This is a genomic window from Amycolatopsis sp. cg13 (assembly GCF_041346965.1).
Classification (GTDB): domain Bacteria; phylum Actinomycetota; class Actinomycetes; order Mycobacteriales; family Pseudonocardiaceae; genus Amycolatopsis.
The window spans coordinates 1,690,537-1,709,913 of sequence record NZ_CP166848.1; the positions used below are offsets into that span (position 1 = coordinate 1,690,537).

At 69.6% G+C, this 19,377-nt stretch carries 22 protein-coding genes; 10 read left to right on the top strand and 12 right to left on the bottom strand.

Annotated elements, in window-relative coordinates:
• Positions 1–19 precede the first annotated feature (19 nt).
• The gene (locus AB5I40_RS07490) at positions 20–994 is read right to left on the bottom strand and encodes an alpha/beta hydrolase family protein (protein WP_370937694.1); all 975 of its coding nucleotides are present in this window, start codon (positions 992–994) and stop codon (positions 20–22) included.
• A gap of 94 nt (positions 995–1,088) precedes the next feature.
• Here AB5I40_RS07490 and AB5I40_RS07495 point away from each other — a divergent pair, with 94 nt between their 5' ends.
• A complete protein-coding gene (locus tag AB5I40_RS07495; RefSeq protein ID WP_370937695.1) occupies positions 1,089–1,712 on the top strand; it encodes a transglycosylase SLT domain-containing protein in 624 nt (207 codons plus the stop codon).
• A gap of 41 nt (positions 1,713–1,753) precedes the next feature.
• Here AB5I40_RS07495 and AB5I40_RS07500 read toward each other — a convergent pair whose 3' ends face one another.
• Genes AB5I40_RS07500 through AB5I40_RS07515 form a run of 4 tightly spaced genes read right to left on the bottom strand, consistent with a single transcriptional unit; the run spans position 1,754 to position 4,125 of the window.
• Positions 1,754–1,927: a hypothetical protein gene (locus AB5I40_RS07500; protein WP_370937696.1), complete on the bottom strand. Its 174-nt coding sequence runs from the start codon at positions 1,925–1,927 to the stop codon at positions 1,754–1,756.
• On the bottom strand, positions 1,924–2,097 hold the full coding sequence (locus AB5I40_RS07505) for a hypothetical protein (protein ID WP_370937697.1): 174 nt from the start codon (positions 2,095–2,097) through the stop codon (positions 1,924–1,926). The genes AB5I40_RS07500 and AB5I40_RS07505 overlap by 4 nt, the downstream gene beginning before the upstream one ends.
• Entirely contained in the window at positions 2,094–2,492 is a 399-nt protein-coding gene (locus AB5I40_RS07510; RefSeq protein ID WP_370937698.1) for a DUF6389 family protein, read from the bottom strand. Before AB5I40_RS07510 ends, AB5I40_RS07505 begins: the two co-directional genes overlap by 4 nt.
• Positions 2,493–2,514: 22 nt before the next feature.
• Entirely contained in the window at positions 2,515–4,125 is a 1,611-nt protein-coding gene (locus AB5I40_RS07515) for a hypothetical protein (RefSeq protein ID WP_370937699.1), read from the bottom strand.
• 343 nt (positions 4,126–4,468) lie between these two features.
• On the opposite strand from AB5I40_RS07515, the gene AB5I40_RS07520 reads away from it, so the two are divergent.
• A complete protein-coding gene (locus AB5I40_RS07520) occupies positions 4,469–5,653 on the top strand; it encodes an epoxide hydrolase family protein (protein WP_370937700.1) in 1,185 nt (394 codons plus the stop codon).
• Between the two features lie 11 nt (positions 5,654–5,664).
• Here the strand turns inward: AB5I40_RS07520 and AB5I40_RS07525 are convergent, their stop codons facing one another.
• Complete coding sequence (locus tag AB5I40_RS07525; RefSeq protein ID WP_370937701.1) at positions 5,665–6,555, bottom strand: helix-turn-helix domain-containing protein; 891 nt, start codon at positions 6,553–6,555, stop codon at positions 5,665–5,667.
• A gap of 31 nt (positions 6,556–6,586) precedes the next feature.
• Here AB5I40_RS07525 and AB5I40_RS07530 point away from each other — a divergent pair, with 31 nt between their 5' ends.
• Positions 6,587–6,988 carry a nuclear transport factor 2 family protein gene (locus AB5I40_RS07530; RefSeq protein WP_370937702.1) on the top strand — a complete coding sequence of 134 codons (402 nt, stop codon included), beginning with the start codon at positions 6,587–6,589 and terminating at the stop codon, positions 6,986–6,988.
• 3 nt (positions 6,989–6,991) lie between these two features.
• On the opposite strand, the gene AB5I40_RS07535 is transcribed toward AB5I40_RS07530, so the two are convergent.
• The 3 genes from AB5I40_RS07535 to AB5I40_RS07545 form a co-directional block, all read right to left on the bottom strand.
• Positions 6,992–7,495: a hypothetical protein gene (locus tag AB5I40_RS07535; protein ID WP_370937703.1), complete on the bottom strand. Its 504-nt coding sequence runs from the start codon at positions 7,493–7,495 to the stop codon at positions 6,992–6,994.
• Positions 7,496–7,696: 201 nt separating this feature from the next.
• Positions 7,697–8,122 carry a hypothetical protein gene (locus tag AB5I40_RS07540; RefSeq protein ID WP_370937704.1) on the bottom strand — a complete coding sequence of 142 codons (426 nt, stop codon included), beginning with the start codon at positions 8,120–8,122 and terminating at the stop codon, positions 7,697–7,699.
• 139 nt (positions 8,123–8,261) lie between these two features.
• On the bottom strand, positions 8,262–8,921 hold the full coding sequence (locus tag AB5I40_RS07545) for a hypothetical protein (protein ID WP_370937705.1): 660 nt from the start codon (positions 8,919–8,921) through the stop codon (positions 8,262–8,264).
• A 68-nt stretch (positions 8,922–8,989) separates the two neighbouring features.
• Here AB5I40_RS07545 and AB5I40_RS07550 point away from each other — a divergent pair, with 68 nt between their 5' ends.
• A complete protein-coding gene (locus tag AB5I40_RS07550) occupies positions 8,990–9,469 on the top strand; it encodes a hypothetical protein (protein WP_370937706.1) in 480 nt (159 codons plus the stop codon).
• 114 nt (positions 9,470–9,583) lie between these two features.
• Here AB5I40_RS07550 and AB5I40_RS07555 read toward each other — a convergent pair whose 3' ends face one another.
• Positions 9,584–10,030 carry a hypothetical protein gene (locus tag AB5I40_RS07555; protein ID WP_370937707.1) on the bottom strand — a complete coding sequence of 149 codons (447 nt, stop codon included), beginning with the start codon at positions 10,028–10,030 and terminating at the stop codon, positions 9,584–9,586.
• A 272-nt stretch (positions 10,031–10,302) separates the two neighbouring features.
• Between AB5I40_RS07555 and AB5I40_RS07560 the strand changes: the two genes are divergently transcribed.
• From AB5I40_RS07560 to AB5I40_RS07585, 6 genes are all read left to right on the top strand, one after another.
• Positions 10,303–10,467 carry a hypothetical protein gene (locus AB5I40_RS07560; RefSeq protein ID WP_344273237.1) on the top strand — a complete coding sequence of 55 codons (165 nt, stop codon included), beginning with the start codon at positions 10,303–10,305 and terminating at the stop codon, positions 10,465–10,467.
• Positions 10,468–10,549: 82 nt separating this feature from the next.
• Positions 10,550–11,194: a carbonic anhydrase gene (locus tag AB5I40_RS07565; protein WP_370937708.1), complete on the top strand. Its 645-nt coding sequence runs from the start codon at positions 10,550–10,552 to the stop codon at positions 11,192–11,194.
• A gap of 218 nt (positions 11,195–11,412) precedes the next feature.
• On the top strand, positions 11,413–12,762 hold the full coding sequence (locus AB5I40_RS07570; RefSeq protein ID WP_370937709.1) for a glycosyltransferase: 1,350 nt from the start codon (positions 11,413–11,415) through the stop codon (positions 12,760–12,762).
• Complete coding sequence (locus tag AB5I40_RS07575; protein WP_370937710.1) at positions 12,671–13,351, top strand: DUF6193 family natural product biosynthesis protein; 681 nt, start codon at positions 12,671–12,673, stop codon at positions 13,349–13,351. Before AB5I40_RS07570 ends, AB5I40_RS07575 begins: the two co-directional genes overlap by 92 nt.
• Positions 13,352–13,661: 310 nt before the next feature.
• Positions 13,662–15,269 carry a M4 family metallopeptidase gene (locus AB5I40_RS07580; protein WP_370937711.1) on the top strand — a complete coding sequence of 536 codons (1,608 nt, stop codon included), beginning with the start codon at positions 13,662–13,664 and terminating at the stop codon, positions 15,267–15,269.
• 108 nt (positions 15,270–15,377) lie between these two features.
• A complete protein-coding gene (locus AB5I40_RS07585; protein WP_370937712.1) occupies positions 15,378–16,343 on the top strand; it encodes a M28 family metallopeptidase in 966 nt (321 codons plus the stop codon).
• Between the two features lie 166 nt (positions 16,344–16,509).
• On the opposite strand, the gene AB5I40_RS07590 is transcribed toward AB5I40_RS07585, so the two are convergent.
• The gene (locus tag AB5I40_RS07590) at positions 16,510–18,549 is read right to left on the bottom strand and encodes a hypothetical protein (RefSeq protein ID WP_370937713.1); all 2,040 of its coding nucleotides are present in this window, start codon (positions 18,547–18,549) and stop codon (positions 16,510–16,512) included.
• 135 nt (positions 18,550–18,684) lie between these two features.
• Entirely contained in the window at positions 18,685–19,347 is a 663-nt protein-coding gene (locus tag AB5I40_RS07595; RefSeq protein WP_370937714.1) for a FadR/GntR family transcriptional regulator, read from the bottom strand.
• Between the last annotated feature and the right edge of the window lie 30 nt (positions 19,348–19,377).

The window sequence follows — 19,377 nt, forward strand, 5'->3', positions numbered from 1 at the left end:
TACCGCGCTCCGTCCCGACCTACCGCAGGCGGCTAGAAAAGAACGACACGACCTCACGAACCGCGGCGCCGCGCTGCTGAGCCGGCGTCAGCTTGCCGACGCAGTTCGCGGGCGCGTCGTCCTCCCCGCCGATCTTGCCGGGCGACCACTCCGTGTTGAAGAAGTTGTGGTTCGCCCCGGTGAGCGTCACCGAGCTCGCATCGGGATTCTTCCCGGCAGCGTCTTTGACGTACTGCAGCCCCACGGTGCCGACCGCGCCGTCGCAGCTGCTGACGATCACCTTGAACGGCACGCGGGTCACCAGCACGTCGGTGTTGTCGTCCTCGGTGGAGTTGAAGTAGACCGGCGCGAGCGGGACGACCGCGCGGATCCGGACACCGGCGGGCCACTCGGGCGTGTGCTTGTCGGAGGCCTGCCACATCACGCCCTTGCCGCCTCGCGAATGGCCCATCGTTCCGGCGCGGGAGAGGTCGACGTGTCCGCGGAACCGGCCGAGGGTGCTCGCCAGGGGTCCTTCGCCGCGGGCGAGGTCGCGCCACAGCTCCAGGTGCTTGTTGACCAGGTGGGCACGGGCGAAGTAGCCCTCGTCGCCGAGGAGGTGCGCGTTGATGGCGTTGGCGCTGATCGACACGACGACGAAACCCCGTTCGGCCAGCTTCTCGCCGAGGTAGTCGTAGCCGCGGTAGCTCGGCAGGGTCCGCTGCCCCGGCGGGCAGGGCCAGTCGCCGCCCGGCGTCTTCGCGACCGGGTCCACGCAGCTCCACCAGCTGCCGTGCTCCTGCACGATCAGCGGATGCGGCCGGCCGCCGAGATCGCGCGGATAGTGCACGACGGCGGCCAGCTCCATCGGCACGGACACGGTGGGATCGCGGAAAGCCTGGTCGCCGAGGTTGTACTCGACAACGCCGACGCCCGGCGCGGCTGATGCCTGCGGTGCCAGGATCGTCACCAAAGCCAGCGCCAGCGCGGCGACGGCCATGCGAAGGAAGGTCATGCCGCACAGGGTGCCGAAGAAGTGTCAAGGACTCATGAGCGTCGGCCGCCCGTCTTCTGCCAAGGTGGAAGCATCGAGGAGGAAGGCGGACACGATGCGGAATTGGCGAAGATGGCTGGCGGCGGCGGTGCCGGGACTGTGCCTCGCCGCCTGCACCGGCACCTTGACCCAGCCGGAAACCGCACCTGCGACCCCGACAACGCAGGCTTCCTCCCCCGCACTCGGCGGAAACCAGGACACCGCACGGTTCGCCCCGACGGCGCGGACGCGGGCGCAGGAGGCGGGCGTGTCGCCGCGGCTGGTCATGGCGATCCTGTTCAACGAGTCGTACAAACCGCACGACCCGGGTCTCGAACGCGCCTGGCAGCGGATGAAACCGGGAGCGGCGTTCGGGGTCGCGAACATGCACGAGGCGACCTTCAACGCCACGAAGAAGGGCCGGGCGTTCGCCGGGCGCTCGTGGGACCAGCTGCCGGACGACCCGGACCTCGCGATCCAGGCCGAAGCCTGGTACCTGCACGACCTGGCCGCGCAACTGCCCCCGCACCGGTCCGGCTCGATCACCTCCGACGAACTGCTCGCGCTCGGCTACAACGCGGGGCCCGCTGCGATGAAGACCTTCGCGCGCGGGACCAAACCCGGCCCGCAGGCACAGTCCTATTTGGACACTCTGCGCGGGAACTGGGCCAAGGCCGGGCAGGCGCTCGGCGAGTCCTGAACAACTCCCTCAACGGGCCTAGTGGTTCGGCGAAGGAAGCTTCACCGAGCGATACCCGTTGCCGTCGCGGCCCATCGGTCTTTCCCGGACGCCCCATTCCCGGTGCGTGCGCTCGGTTCGCTTGGGGCCGCCGACGGCTTGCGGGTGCGCAGCGCGTGCGCGCGTCCGGATGCCGCCGGGAGAGCTTCGTAGGTCACGATGTCTGGGTGCGTCATGATGGCGCAGCGTCTGGGGCGCCGTAAAGGAACGCGAACCGGGCCCGCTCGGATTCCGGGTCGAAGTCGGGAACGCGCGCCGCCACGCGGGTGACGAGTTCGTCGAGCGGGATCGCCGGTCCGCCGTAGACAGTCCGGAAGGACAGGCGGCCCGGAAGCCCCTCGCTCACGCGAAGGTACCGATCCGCCAGAAGCCCTCGGGCGCCTCGGCGGGAATCAGCGGCGTGATCCACTCCGTGACGACGTCGACGACGGCCGCTTCGAGGTCGTCGCGCGTCCATCCGCGCGGACGGGGTGGGACCGCGGGCGCCCAGCCGTCTTCACCCCACTCCACGCCGAAAAGGTGCCGATCGTCGTCGAACCGGCGGTCGAGCGCGAACGCGTCAGGTCCTTCGAACCGGGCCCAGACGTCGAACGGGCCTTCGCCGTCCTGGTCCACGAAGACGTCGATCACGATGCCCTCGGCGCCCGCCGCGGTCCAGAACCGCTGCAGCCTGGCGGAAGTTTCCTGTGCCGCGGAGCCGAGGATCCCGGTCACCGCGGCCCGGTAATCACCCGTGTCCACGGGCCGAGCTTATCGCCGAAGGTCAGGAGCGGGCCAGAAGCGTCCAGTCCGCTGTGGACTCGGCCATCCGGAAGTGCTGCGCCAGATAGCCGCCGTAGATCCGGGTCATCGTCTCGACAGTGTCCTGGCAGCAGCCCTGTCCGGCCCGCAGCTTGGGCACCATGACCCACTGCGCGTCCCCGAAAACCTGGTCCGCCGGCGGGTAAGTGCGCTCGTCGAAGCTGATCTCCAGGTCCCACCAGAGCGGGCCGCCGGTCGCCGGGGCCAGGTCGAGCGCGAAGGCGAACGGGTTGGCCAAGGACATGCTGGCCACGCGATCGCCGGGCCGGATGTGGCGGCGCAGCAACGCCAGTCCGTCGTCGAGCATCGCTGGAACGGCGGAAGCGGTGCGGTAGGCGGTTTGCCAGGTCGCGTCCGGCGGGACGACGAAGTCGCCGAGGTGCGCGCTGGTGATCCGTTGCGACTGCGGAGGTGCTTCGACGAGGTCCCGGCGCGACGCGCTGATGCCGAGTGCCAGCGCGTCCTTCCCGGCGATCGGCGCCGTCGTCACGATGAGCAGCAGGACGAGCCCGGCGAGCAACGGCGCCGGAATCCGGCGTCGACCGTCTCCTCCGGTCCAGCGCGGCAGCTCCGGTTTCAGCGCCGCCACGAGCACGAGCGGGATGACGGCAAGTGCGGCGAGGTCGGACTTCTCCGGGCTGTTGGCGGCCGAGATCACGACGCTCGAACCGAGCACGAACAGCGTGATCAGGAGCAGGCGCCACGGCCGAGCCGGTTCTCCGCGCCGCCGGGCGAGGAAGAAAAGCCCGGCTACGACGAGCAAGGCGAGCGCGCCGACCGAAGCGTTGTACGCGACGGCGTGCAGCAGCATGCTCAGCCGCTTCCCGCTTCCCTGCGCGGCGAACGCCGTCGCGACGTCGCCCGCGTAACCGACCGGACTGATCCCGAAACCCAGCCAGAACACCACCACGATCAGCCCGAAACCGCCGGCCAGGCCAGGCATCTCCCGCGCGGCGAGGGTCCGCAGGAACAGTCCGAGGACGACGGCGACCACGCCCATCAGGAAGAAGCTCGCCTTGTCGTAGGCGAGCAGTCCGAGCACAAGGCCGAGGACAGCGCCGTCGGCCAGCGGTCGCCGCGTGCGCGGCCGGACCAGCACGGCGAGCAGGAGCGTGGAGTAGAGCAGCCAGCCGAACTTGTTGTAGAGCATCGCGTACGTGGTCGTGCCCGGCGAGTAGCCCGGCGGCCGGACGGAAATGACCAGCAATGCCATGAAGACGGTGAATCCGGTCGCGTACCCGCCGGGCAACCGCCGATGGGAAACATATCCGGCGAGCACGGCCGCGACCGGGAGAAACAGCAAACAGCCGTACGTGACCGCGGCAAGCGATGGAACTGCTTGCAGCTGAATGCCGAGCGAAGCGAGCACATAGACCAACGGGCCGATGGCATTCGAGAAATCGGTGCCGGGAACTTGACCCTGCGCGATCCGGTAGCCGCCGTCCAGCAGGATGAAATTGTCCCACGGCGCCACGAGCGCGACCGGCCCGAGCCACCAGGAGTACAAGCCCAGCAGGACAACTCCGGCCACAGTCAGCAGCGGCCACCGCACCCGGCGCCGCGCATCGCGCACGGAAGCATCGGAATCCTCGAGACGGACATCATTTTCTGTCGACATGCGTTTCCCATCCCCGGGATTCGTTCGACTGATCATTTCGAGGCGCCGAAGATCCGGCCGCGCCGCGATGCCTCGTAATCGAGAAGAAAACACCGGGCGTTACATTCGATTTTCGCAATGGAAAATTATCGGCAAGATAATTGCTGAAGCTCTTTTCCACTGCTGGCGCGGCGGGACAATTGACACCCGCGTGCCGTCCCGGTGTGCCGCCAACGCCGGGCGCGGAGCGCAATTATCGACTCGCACACCGCAATCTCGGACATGGAGGCGGGAGCCGCCCGGCCCTACGGTTGCACTCGTGGCCGATATTTCCGCGAACGACCCGCTGCCCCGCCCCGCGCCCATCCGCGTCGCCGAAGAGGATCTTGCCGATCTGCGGACGAGACTGGACCGGGTCCGGCTCCCCGAACACGAGACCGTGCCGGACGCGGCCCAGGGCATCCCGTTGGCCCAGCTGGCGAAGCTGCTGACGGCCTGGCGGGAACACGACTGGCACGCGCGGCAGGAGCAGTGGAACGCCATCCCCCACTACCGGGCGGTGGTCGACGGCCTTGGCATCGCGTTCTGGCACGTGCGTTCCCCCGAACCGAAAGCGCTGCCGCTGGTCCTGACGCACGGCTGGCCCGGGTCGATCCTCGAGTTCGAGAACGTCATCGGACCGCTGAGCGATCCCGTCGCGCACGGCGGTTCCGCGCGCGACGCCTTCCACCTGGTGATCCCGGCGCTGCCAGGGTTCGGCTTCAGCGACCGGCCGCGGGAGCAGGGCTGGGATCCCGGGCGCACCGCGCGGGCGTGGGCACAGTTGATGACCGTGCTCGGCTACCCGCGTTTCGGCGCGCACGGCGGGGACTGGGGCGCGTTCGTGAGCACCGAGCTCGCGCGGATCGTGCCCGAGCGCGTCGCGGGTCTGCACCTGACGATGCCGGTGGCCTCGCCGATGCCCGACGATCTGCTCGCGCCCAGCCCCGCCGAACAACGCGTCCTCGACCGGCGCGCCCTGCACCTGACCGACGGCTACGGCTTCGGGATGCAAATGAGCACCCGCCCGCAGACCCTGGGCTATTCGCTGCTCGACTCCCCCGCCGGGCTGGCCGCGTGGCTGGGCGAGAAATTCGCCGCCTACGCCGACAATCGGCCCGAAATCGGTGGCGGCGTAAGCATTTCGCAGCAGATCGACAACATCGCCCTGTACTGGCTGACCGGCACTGGCGCCTCGTCGTCCCGGTGGTACTGGGAGGCGATGCGCTGGGTGCCGCGCAGTGCGGAAGCGGAGAACGCGCAACCGGTGACCGTCCCGACCGCCTGCTCGATTTTCCCGGCCGATCCCTGGCCGACCGTCCGGCACTGGGCCGAACGCCGGTACCTCGATCTGCGCTCCTGGCACGAACTCGACCGCGGCGGCCATTTCCCCGGCCTTGAGCAGCCGGATCTGCTGGTGTCGGAGATCAGGGAAGCGTTCCGGCACACGCGAACCGTTTCCTGATGCCGTCCCGGTCAAGAATCGCGGTACGCCGAGGGCCGCATTCCGGTGTGCCGCAGGAAAGCCGTCGACAGCACCGCCGGGTTCGCGAAGCCGCATCGCCCGGCGATCTGGGCGATCGTCAGATCGGTGTCGCGCAACAGCCGTTTCGCCTCGTCGATCCGCAACCGGGTCAGATACCGGTACGGCGTCGCCCCGGTCGCTTCCTTGAAGACCCGGACGAGGTGGTAGACGCTCAGGTGCGCCTCGCCGGCGAGGTCGGCGAGGGTGATCGGCTCGGCGAGCCGCTCGCGCATCGCCGCGACCACCGCCCGGACCCGCGGATGCTCCCGCTTCGGCTGCGTCCCGGCGGACAGCCGGGCATGGCGGGTGAGCAGCTGCATCGTCAGGAACGCCGCCGCGGACTCGGCGTAGAGATCGTCGGCTTCGCTCGCGCCGCCGAGCGCTCGGATGATCTCCTCGACCAGCGGATCCCCCGCCGTCAACGACGCGGCCATCGCGGCGAAGTCCACCGCGGCGCCGCCGAGCTGGGCCGCGGTCGCATCGACGGTGGCCCGCGGAATGTGGACCTGCACGCTGTTCAGCACCCCGTCCGCCCGATAGCGGCGCACGGCGGGCTGATCCGGCGGCATCAACTCGACCCGCCCCGGCATCCACGGACTTCGCCTCCACGGGCCGCCTCGCCGCGTCTCCAGCACCGCCCGTCCCTTGGTCGGCAACACCAGGTGCAGATCGGCCGCGGCCGGGAGTTCCATGTCCTCGGCCACCGGGACGTGCTCGAACCGCTGCACGAGCAAGGATTCCCAGCCGGAGTCCTCCCAGCTGCAATACGTCCGCCGGACGTAACGGCCCATTTCGAACCCGGCGTACGGCTGGAGGTCCAGCCGCGTGGAGTCGAACACCATGGTCCACAGGCTATCGACCCCAGGAGGTTCCATGACCGCCGCACGCGCCGCCGCCCAAGCCTTGCACGCCGCCGTCCGAAGGCGGGACAAGGCGGCGTGGCTCGACCTGTTCGCCGCGGACGCCCTGGTCGAAGACCCGGTCGGCCCTTCGCACTTCGACCCGGACGGCAACGGGCACCGCGGCCGGGACGCCATCTCGGCGTTCTGGGACCAGGCCATCGCGCCCAACGAGTCGATCGAGTTCCTCTTCGACGATTCTTTCGCGTGCGGGAACGAAGTCGCCTTCACCGGCCACGTCCGCAGCCAGCACGACGGACAGGTGCTCGAGGCCGAGGGCGTGTTCGTCTACCGGGTAGACGAGGCGGGCAAGATCGCCGCCGTGCGGGCCTTCTGGGAAGTCGAGCGCACCATGCGGACAATGCGGCCCGCCTGACCGCTACGCGCGGCCCGAGAGCCGGAGATGGGCGACGGTCCTCCGCCAGGACAGCCAGAACATCGCGTACGGAATCCCCGCGAGCAAACCCAAAACGGCACTGCCAAGGCCGACGAAGTAGATCGCATAAGCACCGCGCCGGTCGGAGTGCACGGTTTGCTGAAGGAGGGCGATGATCCCCGCGCTCTGCAGGACGGCCCCGGCAGCGATCATGATCACCGCGGCCGCGGTCAAGCGCCGGAGACGGTGTTCCCAAGGCAGCAAAGGGCCGGCGGGGCCCCGCTCGCCCTTGGGGACCCGCCGCCAAGTCACCGCCGCCACCACGCCGACCGCCAGCCCCAACGCGGTGCAGCACATTCCGAAAGTGAAAGCGGCGGCCGCGCCGATATTGGCGCCGCTGCGGGGCGGCGCGGTGATCTCGCCGAGGAATCCCAGGCCCAGCAGCACCGCTCCGGCGCCGAGGAGCCAGATCGCGACGAACTTCAACGTCCTGACAGTAGTTCTCATGGTTCCTTCCGACTGAATGACACTTCCGCGAAGCGTTCGCCTCGCAGTCCCCCCTGATCACTCAGCCGTTCGTGTCGGACACCAGCAGTGCACGAAACGCAGGAACAACTGATTTCAGGCAAATGCATCATATCCGGTCGCAACCAGCCTGGCGGAGCCTGAGAACGGTGTCGCCGAATGGTTATCGAGCGCCGCTCCCGCTCAACCCTCGCGAGGGGCCGGGATCACGACCCCGTCCGCGGGCCGGTTCCCGCGATAGCGGGCCACCGCGACCCGGACGCCGTTGCGGAACGCGTCCGGCATCTCCGCGAGGACGGTGCTGTGCGGCACCGGACGCGGAACGTCGAGCCCGGTCATCGGCCGCGCGAGGCCGATCCCGCGGACCGTCCACCGCGGCCGCCCGTCCTTGTCCAGGTCGGTGAATTCCAGCGAGACCGGGCGCATCGCCGCCGCGCGCACGAGCCCGCTGTCCGGGCCGGTCGGGATCAGCACGTCGCCCGCGTCGAGAAGGAGGCAGACGCGCGGGACCGGCTTGAGGCCGTCGATCGCGACGATGCCGCGGCGGCCGCGTTCGGGCGACCGGAGCAGCCGGACGCATTCGCGGTGCGTCAGCTCCACGTCGTCCATCTCCCGGCTCCTCCCCCGCGCCCTTTCCCGATTCCACCCCGCGACGGGCGGGAACGCCCACCGCCGGACGTCACTTCCTGAGGGGACTCAAGGCCTTCACTGAACTATTCGCCGGGAAAGTCGATCACGCCAGCCCTGTTCACCGGGTAGTGGAACCGTCGGTCTCCCACGGACTCCCGGCGTTCGTCCGGACCGCGCTGCCGCCGGGCGGCAGGTCGAGGACGTCGAGCAGGCTTTGCTCCTCGTCGATGGCGTGGTGCAGGTGCCCGGTCTTGGCGGTGCCGCGGTCGAGGTCCGAGGCACCGAGAAGATGCCAGACGCCGTCGTCGCCGTGCCGGACCCGCAGAATCGGCTCGCGGCATTCGAAGACCTCGGCACTCTGGACGCAGGTCGTGCCGAGCAGCCAATGCAGCAGCCACCAAGCCCGCCGGTCGCGCTCCATGACCAGATCGGCGACCGCCCAGACGAACGGCAGGTCGCCGTGGGCGCGCGCCTTCTCCGCGGTCAGGTGCGGGCCGCCCTCCGGGACGCGCTCGAACGGGTCGTCGACCAAGGAGAACGCGTGCCCGTCCCCGTCGTCGAAGACGACCGCGTGGAAGGTCCCGCCGCCCGGGTTGCCCGCTCCGATCCCGACCGAAAGCCGAGCGACATGCGGGTCCGCCCCGGCAGTCCAGCCGAGCGCGTACGACGCCAGCTCGCCCCGAGGCCCGACGAACTCGCCGAACGCCCGCCGGTCCATGCCCGTGACGTCGCTGGTCGGGACTTCGACCAGGGTGCCCTCCACCACCTCGATAGCCACGGGCGAAAGATAGCGGATCAGCTGGTCGGCGCTGGGGCCAACGCCGATGTCGTGTGTACGGTGACGCGATGGACTCCCGGGATTGGCACGCACTGCCTGGACCGACGTGGTACCGGCCGGCGGAAGCCGCTGCCGCTGCGGGAGATCTAGCCAAGTCAGCGTCTGCGGACGACGCCGCCTCGGCGGTCCGCCGTTTGGTCGCCGCAGTCGGCAACGACCATGGCGGGACCCTGTACCCGGCCGCGGTCCCGGCGGCGCGCATCCTGCTCGGCGTCGTCCGGGACCTGCCGGGCAAGCCGCGCATCGCGGCGTTGAATACGTTGCTGGACTGGTGGGGCTGTTTCGTCCCGGAGCCCGGATACGACAGCTACCGCGGCCAAGACGGGCAGCCGGTGGACCTGATCGACGCGGTCGAACGCGAGATCCGCAGCGCGGCGGAAACGTTGCGGACCCTGGCCTGCCCGGACGACGGTGCTGGGGAGATGGCCGAGGACTTGCTGGCGCAACTGGAAGCGGGCAGCTGGTCGAATCTGGTCGCTGACCGCTGACGGGGCGGATTCCGCCACATCCGCTGGACGCCGATCATCACCAGCGGTCCGCGCTGCGCGGCCGAAACCTAGGGCCGGAACCGGTCCAACCACGCCTCCGTTGCCTGCTGTGGATCAGGTGCAGTCCCGGCGAATGGCCGCGTTGATCCGCGTGCCCTCGGCCCGGCTCACCGGATGCCGCGGAGTGCTGAAACTCCGGACTGCCTCGCCGTCCGGGTCGGGCAGGCGGGCGTTGAGCGCGGTGCACTGCCGCACCGCGCGCTGCGGGAAGTCGGGCAGTTCCTGCAAGGACCCCAGCCCGCGGTGGACGAGATCGCTCTCTAAGCGGGTCATCGCGGCCGCAGCGAAGTCCTGGGCCACCGTGTCGGACGGGTTCTCGGTCGCGTCCCGCATCCAGCTCGGCAGGTACTTCGGGTCCGCCTTGATCGGCGCGGGCGGCGGGTCGGACTCCGAGGCAGACGGGCTCGACGACAGTGCGCTCGCCGGGCGGCTGGCGGGCGCGGCAGTGGGCGGCGCTGAGCCGCAGGCGGCCAGCGCAGCCGCGGTGCCGACAACCGTCAAGAGGAGCCGGACGCGACCTGGCCTCCCCGCGAGCTGCGCCGAGGTCAGCCTGGTGAAGCGCCGTAGATCCTGTCCCCGCGGAGAAGTGGTTGCGCATCGCTGTCCGGGCACTGGGCGCTCCGTTCCTGAGCCGAGCTCGTCGGCGGCAAGAGTGCCCGGCCCCGGCGGGAGGGGTCCCGGCGTCGTCAGCGCGATCGGGGCCGCATGGTCCGGGCGTGCCGGGGTACCCGTCGGGTGAACCGCAATTCCCGGCGACGGTCAGGAGGACCCCCATGCTGGCGCTGCTCGGTCTGCTTTTGGTGATCTGGCTGGTGTGCATCGTGCTCGGGGTGGTGATCAAGGGCCTGTTCTGGCTGATCGTGGTCGGCGCGGTCCTGTTCGTGGCGACCGCGCTGGTCGGGTTCGTCAAACGGGAGGCACTGGGCCGCGGACGCTAACCGCTCCGGCCCGCGTCGAAACCTCTCGGCGGCGAGACGATCGCAACACCCGGGCCGGCCCTTCCCGGCTTAGGCTGAAGCCATGGCCGACACGACACCGCCGACCCCGCAGGAAGCGTTCGACCTGCTCATGGCCGGCAACCAGCGCTTCGTCACCAGCACGCCGGAACACCCGAACCAGGACGCGGCCCGGCGCGCGGCGATCGCACCGAACCAACACCCCTTCGCCGTCCTGTTCGGCTGCTCCGACTCCCGCCTCGCCGCCGAGATCATCTTCGACCGCGGCCTCGGCGACCTCTTCGTCGTGCGCACCGCCGGCCAGGTCATCGGCGGCGAAGTGCTCGGCAGCATCGAATACGGCGTCGACCTGCTGAGCTGCCCCCTCGTCGTCGTCCTCGGCCACGACTCGTGCGGTGCCGTCGGCGCGGCCCGCGCGGCGCTGGAGGACGGGCTCGCGCCGGTCGGCTACGTCCGCGACGTCGTCGAAAAAGTCACCCCCAGCGTCCTCGCCGCACGAGCGGCGGGCCGGGTCGAACCGCACGAAATCCTCGCCGAGCACGTCAAACACACCGTCGACCTGCTGCTCGACCGCTCCCGCGTACTCGCCGACCGCGTCGCCGACGGCCGGGCCGCCGTCGTCGGCCTCCGCTACCGCCTCGCCGACGGAAGCGCCGAAGTCGTGGCCGCGCACGGCATCGACGTCCCCACCGCCAGCTCCCCGGCCTGAGCGAACCCCTTCGCCGCCTCGCGATCGCCTGCGAGGCGGCGAAGTCTAATGTGGACAGACCGGTCTTTCGAGCAGCGTCTGTGCGCGCAACAGGCAACTCCGCGACGGTTTCGCCCCTCGCCGTCCTTCACCAGGCATAAGGTCATCGCTGAAGCCAGCGACGCCCGCCGGAATTCCCTGCGGCACAACGGGTGCCGCTTCGAAGGACGGACGATGCCATGAAGCTTCTCGTCAGCGCGACCCCCGCTTTCGGCCACATCCTGCCGTTGGTTCCGCTCATGCAGGCGGCGGTCGAAGCCGGGCACTCAGTCGGCTTGCTGTCGAGCGCCGGATTCCGGTCCGCGATCACGGCCGAACTTCCCCCGGAGGTCGAATTCCTCGACGCCGGAGCGATGTCAGGCGAGTTCTCCGAGGAAGCGGCCCGCCGCACCGGAGCCGACGTGTTCCATCCGACGCCCGCGGTCATCGGCGGAGCACGCGTCGACCTCAGCCTCTCCGAAAGCATCGACAAAGCCGCCGACTGGCACGCGGACATGGTTATCGCCGAGCCTTTCGATGCCATCGGCCCCACCGTCGCCGCTCGGCTGGGAATCTCCTGGCACCGCGCCGGAATCGGACCAGCGCTGCCAGCGGTGATCAGCGACGAGATCGATCGCGCGGCCTCGGCCCGCCGCGACTGCCCGGCCCCGGCCGCGAGTTATCTCGACCCGTGCCCGCCGCAGCTGCAGGATCCGGACTGGGCCCCTGGTTCTCTGGTGCGCCCGGTCCGGCCGCAGGCGCACCGCCGGGCCAAGGACGTCGCGCTGGAACTGTCCGAATTCGACCCTCCCGGCAGGCCGACGGTGCTCGTCACGTTCGGCACCATCTTCTCCGACCCGGACGTGCTCTCCACGGCCGTAGCGGCGGTCGCCGACGGCGGGGCCAACGTGCTCCCCACGCTCGGCTCGTCGCTCCGGCGTCCCACCGCGAGCCAGGAGATCCGAGCCGACCCGCGTGTGCAGTACGTGCCCTTCGTGCCGCTGGGCCAATTGCTCGACCGGGCCGCTCTAGTGGTCGGCGCGGGCGGTGTCGGCACCATTCTCGGCACCCTGGCGCACGGGCTCTCCATGGTGCTCTGGCCGCAAGGGGCCGACCAGCCGATCAACGCCGCCCGCGCGGCCGCGTCCCGGACGTCGATCACGGTGGACTCGGCGGCCGGAATCCGTGCAGCCGTGGCGGAAGCGCTCGAGAACAGCGCCTATCGCCGCAAGGCTCGGAAGGTCGCGGCCGAGATCGCCGACCGCCCCGATCCGTGCACCGTGATCGCCGCGATGCCCAGTCGTAGCAAGGGTTTTCCTGCCGACGGTGATCTTCCCGGCGGTCGCGCCGACGAGCGGGTGCCCGCCAACGCACCGACATTCTCCGCGATCGGCCAGCCGCCACCCACTCCGCCCGTATCCGGTAAACCGGGAGATCAGCTGCTTCTGGGGGAATCTGGTGGACTGGAGTCTGTACCCGGACATCGCCGAGGCGTCGTCGTTCCAGATCGCGCTGCAGCGCGAATTCGACCGGGCGGGTCACGACCTTGAGGCTCGTCTCCTGTCGTCTCCAGGGTGGCGCGACGTGGCCGCTGTCGTGCGCGACGAAGACCGCAGCGTCGATGTCGTCATGGGCAGCGAAGAACGAGTATTCACCCTGCAGTTCTGGGCATCCGGGGTCCAGCTGGCGCACGGGAACACAGCGCAGCTGGCCGCCGTCGCCGAGTCGATCCGGATCTGGCTGAGCGGCGTTCCGGTCCGGCAGCTCAATGCCGCGTGCCCCTTCGCGGAGTTCAGTCCCTGGTCCGAGGCCTGCGAACGCGGCGAAGGCATCGAGTTCACGTGGCAGCAGCACCTCGCCAACCCATGGCAGGCCGCTCGCCTGAGAGCACTGCACTCGTTCCTCGCGGCCGCCGCCCGGCAACCGCGGCTGCGTGCGCTGTATCCGTTCACCTCCCATGACAATCTCGGTTTCCGGCCCGCGGTCCGCTACACCAAAGCGGTGGGCCTCTGGACAGAGCCGCTGGGCGACGACCGCTGCCGGGTGTACGGCCCGGGGCGGAAGGAAGCCGGAGCGGCCGACGCGGCGGGCAGTGTCGAACTCGCCCTCGCCGTGCTCGACACGATCGCTCAGGAATAGCGCCCGGAGGCGCCGCGCCCGCGGGCCGGCCGGTCATTCCCGGGCGAACTTTTCCGACATTCGTACGGCAGCCGGGACATTCCCTACGAAAGTCGGCTCGATGCCGAAAGCACCGAAAATCCCTGCATCGGCAAGGCATATACGAATTGACCGGCGAATCCTGAACATACCGTTGGTCCGTTTGGAGCATTGACGCCCCGATGCGCCGATCCTTTACTCGACTGTGCTCGGCCGCATACCCACCGTAAGCGGCCGGACACGTTCCCTCTCCCCGCACCCATCGTCCTGCCTTCATGGAAGGAAGACCTCGATGCCCCATCGCGGACTCACGACGGGCCTGGCGGCTGCCGCCGGGCTCGCTATGACGCTCGTATTGCCGACGGTTCCGGCCGGCGCGGCCCAGGAAGCCCAGCCCGCGTCCCCGGACGCGGCAGCCGCGCGCGCCGCTGATCAAGCGGTCGCCTCCGGGCTCGCCGCGCTCAGCCGCGGCCCCGCGGAGGCGTTCCGGCGCGTCGGCCTGACCGCGGGCGACGCCGGACTTTTCTACGGCGCCTACGAGCGCACCTACCAAGGCCTGCGGGTCGTGGGCGGGGACGCGGTCGTCGTCGCGGACGGGGCCGGGAACGTCCGCGGCACCAGCGCCGCGGAGACCGCGCCCATCTCCGTGGGGACGCAGGCCGTTCTCGACGCCGCGAAGGCGGCTTCCGCCGCGCGCGCTCAACTGCCCACTGTGGACAGTGTGAGCACGCCGGAGAAGGTGGTGTTGGCCGGGACGAATCCGAAGCTGGCCTACGAGGTAGTCGTCTCCGGGCGCACCGCCACGGCGCCGAGCAAGCTGCACGTGTTCGTCGACGCCGCCACCGGCGCGGTGCTCGACAAGCGGGACGACATCAAGACCTTCAGCTCCGGGGCCAAGTCCCAGCCGCAGTCGAACGCGGTGAACGCCGCGGGAACCGGCAACAGCTACTACGTCGGCACCGTCTCGATCGACACGACGCAGTCCGGCTCCACCTACTCCATGCGCGACCCCGGCCGCCCGGGCCTCAGCTGCGGCCGCGAGGGCGGGTCTGTCTACAGCGGACCGGACAACAGCTGGGGCAACGGCTCCGGCACGAACCTCGAAACCGGCTGCGTCGACACCCTGTTCAGCGTCCAGACCGAGTGGAAGATGCTGAAGGACTGGCTGGGCCGCAACGGCATCAACGGCAGCGGCCGGGGCTACCCGGCGTCCGTCGGGCTCAACGACGTCAACGCCTACTGGGACGGCTCTTCGACGCACTTCGGGCACTCGCAGGACAACCGGCGCCAGGCCACCTCGATGGACGTCGTCGGCCACGAGTTCGGGCACGGCATCTTCCAGACCACCCCGGGCGGCGCGGGTTCCGGCAACGAGAACGGCGGCTTGAACGAGTCGACCGGCGACATCTTCGGCGCGATGACCGAAGCGTACGCGAACAACGCGAAGGACCGGCCGGACTACGAGGTCGGCGAAGGCGTCAACCTGGTCGGCCAGGGCCCGATCCGCTACATGTACAACCCGTCGAAGGTCGGCGACCCGAACTGCTACTCCTCGTCGATCCCGAGCACCGAGGTGCACGCCGCGGCCGGTCCGCAGAACCACTGGTTCTACCTGCTCGCCGAAGGCTCGAACCCGGGCAGCGGCAAGCCGGCCAGCCCGACGTGCAACAACAGCAGCGTGACCGGGGTGGGCATTCAGAAGGCCGCCAAGATCTTCTACAACGGCCTGCTGAAGAAGACCTCGTCGTGGAACCACCGCGCCGCCCGCAAGGCGACGCTGGAGGCCGCGATCGCGCTCTACCCGGGCAGCTGCACCGAATTCAACGCGACCAAGGCCGCTTGGAACGCCGTCTCCGTGCCCGCCGTCTCCGGCGAGCCGACCTGCACGGCGCGGCCCTGACCTGACGCGGCCGGGTCCCGCTCCCCGCTGACCGGCGGGACCCGGCCGCTCGTCAGGCAGTCCCCGTCCCCGGAATCCCCGCTCCCCCAACCGAAGGAACGCACCGCCATGAAGTGGAAGACAAGACTCGGCGCCGGGGTCACCGCCCTGGTGGCCGTATTGGGCGTCGTCACCGTGCCCGCGGCCACCGCCGCGCCCGCCTCGACGCTCGCCGCGCCGGACATCTCGCTGGCCAACATCAAGACGCATCTCAACCAGCTGCAGACCATCGCCCGCAACAACGGCGGCACGCGTTCGCCGCGCGGCGGCGGCTACGCGGCGTCGGTGTCCTATGTGGAAAACCTGCTCAAGAACGCGGGCTACACCACGAAACGGCAGACCTGCACGAGCTGCACCGGCCAGTCGCAGAACTTGATCGCCGAATGGCCGCAGGGCGACGCGAACCAGGTCCTCATGCTCGGCGCGCACCTCGACTCGGTGAGCGCGGGCCCCGGCATCAACGACAACGGTTCCGGCAGCGCGTCGATCCTCGAGGTCGCGCTGACGCTGGCCCGCACGAACCCGGCGATGGCCAAGCGCGTCCGGTTCGCGTGGTGGGCCGACGAGGAGTCCGGCATGGTCGGCTCGCGGTACTACGTGAGCACCCTGTCGAGCACCGAGCGCGCGAAGATCAAGACCTACCTGAACTTCGACATGATCGGCTCGAAGAACTGGGGCTACTTCGTCTACGACGACGTCGCTTCCGTCAAGGCCGTCTTCGACGAGTACTTCGCCTCCATCGGCATCGAGACCGAGGGAGACACCGAAGGCGACGGCCGGTCCGACCACGCGTCGTTCAAGCGCGCGGGCATCCCGGTCGGCGGCCTCGCGACCGGCGCCGGCGACATCAAGAGCTACGAACAGGCCGACAAGTGGGGCGGCACGGCGGGCGCACCGTTCGACAACTGCTACCACCGCGCCTGCGACACGACGGCGAACATCCCGGACACGCCGCTGGAGAAGAACTCCGACGCGATCGGGTACGCGGTGTGGAAGCTGGCTGCCGCCACGCCGGTTGCGACGGCTCATCGCTGAACCTGATCGGACAGCCGCTCCGGGCCGTCGCCACGAGGACGGCGGCCTGGAGCGTCCGGCTGTCCGGGATCGGCCTGCCGGACGAGGATCGGTTCGACCAGGAACGGGCGGTATCCCGCGGATACGCGATATGGAAACTGGGGGCCGCCACGCCTGTCGCGACGGCTCATCGCTGAACCTGATCGGACAGCTGCTCCGGGCCGTCGCCACGAGGGCGACGGCCTGGAGCGTCCGGCTGCCCGGGATCGGCCTGCCGGACGAGGATCGGTTCGACCAGGAACGGGCGGTATCCCGCGATCTCGGGCAGGTCGAAATGCTCGAACGCGTTTCGCGGTAAGTGCCACCGGATGATGCGGCGGGTCGACCCGCGGTTCGGTTGGGAGAAGACCAGCGTGCCGGGGGTTTCCCAGATCGGTGCGGTCGACGGGGTGCCGCTGGTGTCGCAGCCCTCGGGGAGCGGATATTCGGCGGTTGTCCCGGCGGCCAGGTCGAGCACCTCCACCGCGGGCAGTTCGCAGCCGGTCGAATGCATCAACGCGCCGCCCGGCACGAAGCGCCAGCGATGGGGTTCCGGCAACGCCCGCCGCTCCCCCGACGCCCTGAACACCGCTGCCTCCCCGGCTTCTTCGCGCACTTGAGCGCCGGAAAGCGGGTCAAGCTGATGCAGTGCCGAGGCAAACTCCACCGGTTCCTGGCCTGGCGTCCAGCGGGAAGCGGTGAATGTCCCGTCTCCCAACCTGGTGGTGAAGTACACGGAGCCGTCGTGGATGGCCAGGACTGTTCGGGTCAGCTCGGCTGATTTCGGCAGGCTCCACACTTCTTCGGTGGCCACGTCGAAGACATGCACCTGGTCCCACGTCCGCCGGCCGATGTGCGTCTCCACACCGGCCAAGCAGCGTCCGTCGACGCTGCGGACCGGCAGCATGCCCAAGTCCACCGGCACCTGGCTGGCAGCACCGGCCCAGTCGATCAGCTGTCCTTGCCCGCCGGAGGCGGCGACGTAAACGCCTGCCAGAGTCTCGAACGCGCGGTAGCGATAGTCGCTCTCGACCCGGCCGAGGGCCACCGGTTCCCCCGCGCGCCACACGACAACTGTGCCGTCGCCGGAGACGAAACCCGCTTTCGGCGGCGAACCGGCCGCGGTCGCTGGTTCCTCCCTGCGCACGGTCTTGACCTGCCTGCGTACCGGCCGGGTCGGCTGCGGTCGGCGAGGAAGCGCTGTGACGGCACCGTTTTCCCGGCGGATCAGCTTGTCGCTGACCGCGTACGCGAGCAATGGCTCGACGGTTTCCTCCGGCACCGCCAGCAACTCGGCCAAATCCCTTACGTGCGCCGGATTCGACCAGGCCGCGATGCTGACCAGGTCGGCCGCCAGCGAGGCGTAGCCGGCACGGATCGCGGCGGCGTCTATCCGGTTCGCCAGTTCGTCCGGGAGGTCGAGCACTTCCGTGGCCCGCCGCGGCGTTCCCGCCTCGTATCCGCCGTCGCCGTCCTCCACGAGCAGCCCCGCGGCGACCAGCAGCGGAATCGCGTCCCGACGCGTGCGCGGCGGGTCGACGCCCAGTTGGGCGCACACATTCTCCGACGGCTGCTCCTCGCCGGGCAACGGTTCGTCCAGCCAGCCGTCCGGGCGCAGCATGCCGACGAGCGTGAAATACCACGACACTTCGATGACGTCGTACCCGAACACTTGCCGCCAGCCCGGATCCTCCGGGTGAATCGCCGGACGGGTGCGCTTGAGCCACCGCGGCGATTCCGGAACCTCCTGCGGCCAGAATTGAAACAGCCAGACGTCGCCTTCCTCGCCCGCTTCCGCCGGTTTGCGGCACACCCGGACGCGGAAAAACCCGTTCGCGCCCAGACTCAGTTCCGCGCTGAGCGTCCCGCCCGTCAACCAGCCCAGTCCCGCGATCCCCGAACGGCTGCGAAAGGGCGACTCGACGATGTCTTCCCAGCTCCCGAATTGCACTTCTGGCGGACCGTCGTGCGCTTCGCAGCGGATTGCCTGATAAAAGCGGCTCGCCGTGGCGTGCAGCCAGCCGTCGCCCGCGGTCGCGACTGTGCCGGACGACGTCTCCGTCCCGCCTTCGCCGAGAAGTTCGTTGCTCAGCGCGGGCAAAGTCTTGTCGCGGTACACGTCTCGAAGCACGATGGTGCCGTATTCGGGCGAGTACTCGCCGTCCTCGCGGAACTCCAGAAGCGTCATGCCAAGAAAGGTAGCGGCGGGCACCGACAATTTTCGGCGGCAGCGGTGTCCCGGCGCGACGGCGGTGCACAGTCCGATGTGGCCAGTTCTCCGTCATTCGCCGGAAAACATCGAGCAGAGAACGGAATCCCGCACTCAGCCCAGCAGTCGGCGAAGGAAATCCCGGTACGCCTCATGCAAAAACTGGCACACCTCCACCGCCGCGTCGACGTCCCCGCCCAGCATTCCGCCCGCCAGCAAGCGATGCCGCTCCAGATCGTCCCGATCCATCACATGTCCCTTGGGATCGATCTGCACGATCTGGTCGATCTCCGCGGTGTGCTCGTCCCACAGCCGGATCAGCGATTCAGACCCGGAAGCCTGCACCAAAGCCCGGTGCAGCGCATGGTCTGATTCGCTGAGTTCCTGCCCCGCCTCCACGGTCTTCTCCAGCCGTTCCAGCGCCTCGCGCACCGTTGCCTGGCCCTCGGAGGAGACCCCGCGCCGACGGGCCAGCTGGAGGGCTCCGACTTCCAGGACTTCCCGCACCAGGTCGATGTCGGTCAGCGAACGCTGCACCTCCTGCGACTGCGCGGCCACGTCCTTCTCGGTCACGAACGCGCCCCGGCCCACCTGGATCTCGACCAGTCCCAGCGAGCTCAGCATCCCCAGCGCTTCCCGCACCACCGGCCGCGAGACTTCGAATTCCAGCGCCAGCCTCCGCTCCGACGGCAGCTTGCTCCCGCCCGGGTACCTGCCGTGCCGGATGCCCCGGAAAAGCTCGTCCGCCACCCGCGCGCGCTGCGTGCTGAAGGCCACCGCCTCCTCCTTCTCCCCTGTCGTGCCGGA

Coding starts and splice junctions, on each gene's coding strand:
- AB5I40_RS07560 (WP_344273237.1), top strand. CDS start 10,303: ATGCTGGCGCTGCTCGGTCTGCTTTTGGTGATCTGGCTGGTGTGCATC.
- AB5I40_RS07570 (WP_370937709.1), top strand. CDS start 11,413: ATGAAGCTTCTCGTCAGCGCGACCCCCGCTTTCGGCCACATCCTGCCG.
- AB5I40_RS07490 (WP_370937694.1), bottom strand. CDS start 994: ATGACCTTCCTTCGCATGGCCGTCGCCGCGCTGGCGCTGGCTTTGGTG.
- AB5I40_RS07540 (WP_370937704.1), bottom strand. CDS start 8,122: ATGGACGACGTGGAGCTGACGCACCGCGAATGCGTCCGGCTGCTCCGG.
- AB5I40_RS07590 (WP_370937713.1), bottom strand. CDS start 18,549: ATGACGCTTCTGGAGTTCCGCGAGGACGGCGAGTACTCGCCCGAATAC.
- AB5I40_RS07565 (WP_370937708.1), top strand. CDS start 10,550: ATGGCCGACACGACACCGCCGACCCCGCAGGAAGCGTTCGACCTGCTC.
- AB5I40_RS07580 (WP_370937711.1), top strand. CDS start 13,662: ATGCCCCATCGCGGACTCACGACGGGCCTGGCGGCTGCCGCCGGGCTC.
- AB5I40_RS07530 (WP_370937702.1), top strand. CDS start 6,587: ATGACCGCCGCACGCGCCGCCGCCCAAGCCTTGCACGCCGCCGTCCGA.
- AB5I40_RS07535 (WP_370937703.1), bottom strand. CDS start 7,495: ATGAGAACTACTGTCAGGACGTTGAAGTTCGTCGCGATCTGGCTCCTC.
- AB5I40_RS07525 (WP_370937701.1), bottom strand. CDS start 6,555: ATGGTGTTCGACTCCACGCGGCTGGACCTCCAGCCGTACGCCGGGTTC.
- AB5I40_RS07495 (WP_370937695.1), top strand. CDS start 1,089: ATGCGGAATTGGCGAAGATGGCTGGCGGCGGCGGTGCCGGGACTGTGC.
- AB5I40_RS07550 (WP_370937706.1), top strand. CDS start 8,990: ATGGACTCCCGGGATTGGCACGCACTGCCTGGACCGACGTGGTACCGG.
- AB5I40_RS07585 (WP_370937712.1), top strand. CDS start 15,378: ATGAAGTGGAAGACAAGACTCGGCGCCGGGGTCACCGCCCTGGTGGCC.
- AB5I40_RS07500 (WP_370937696.1), bottom strand. CDS start 1,927: ATGACGCACCCAGACATCGTGACCTACGAAGCTCTCCCGGCGGCATCC.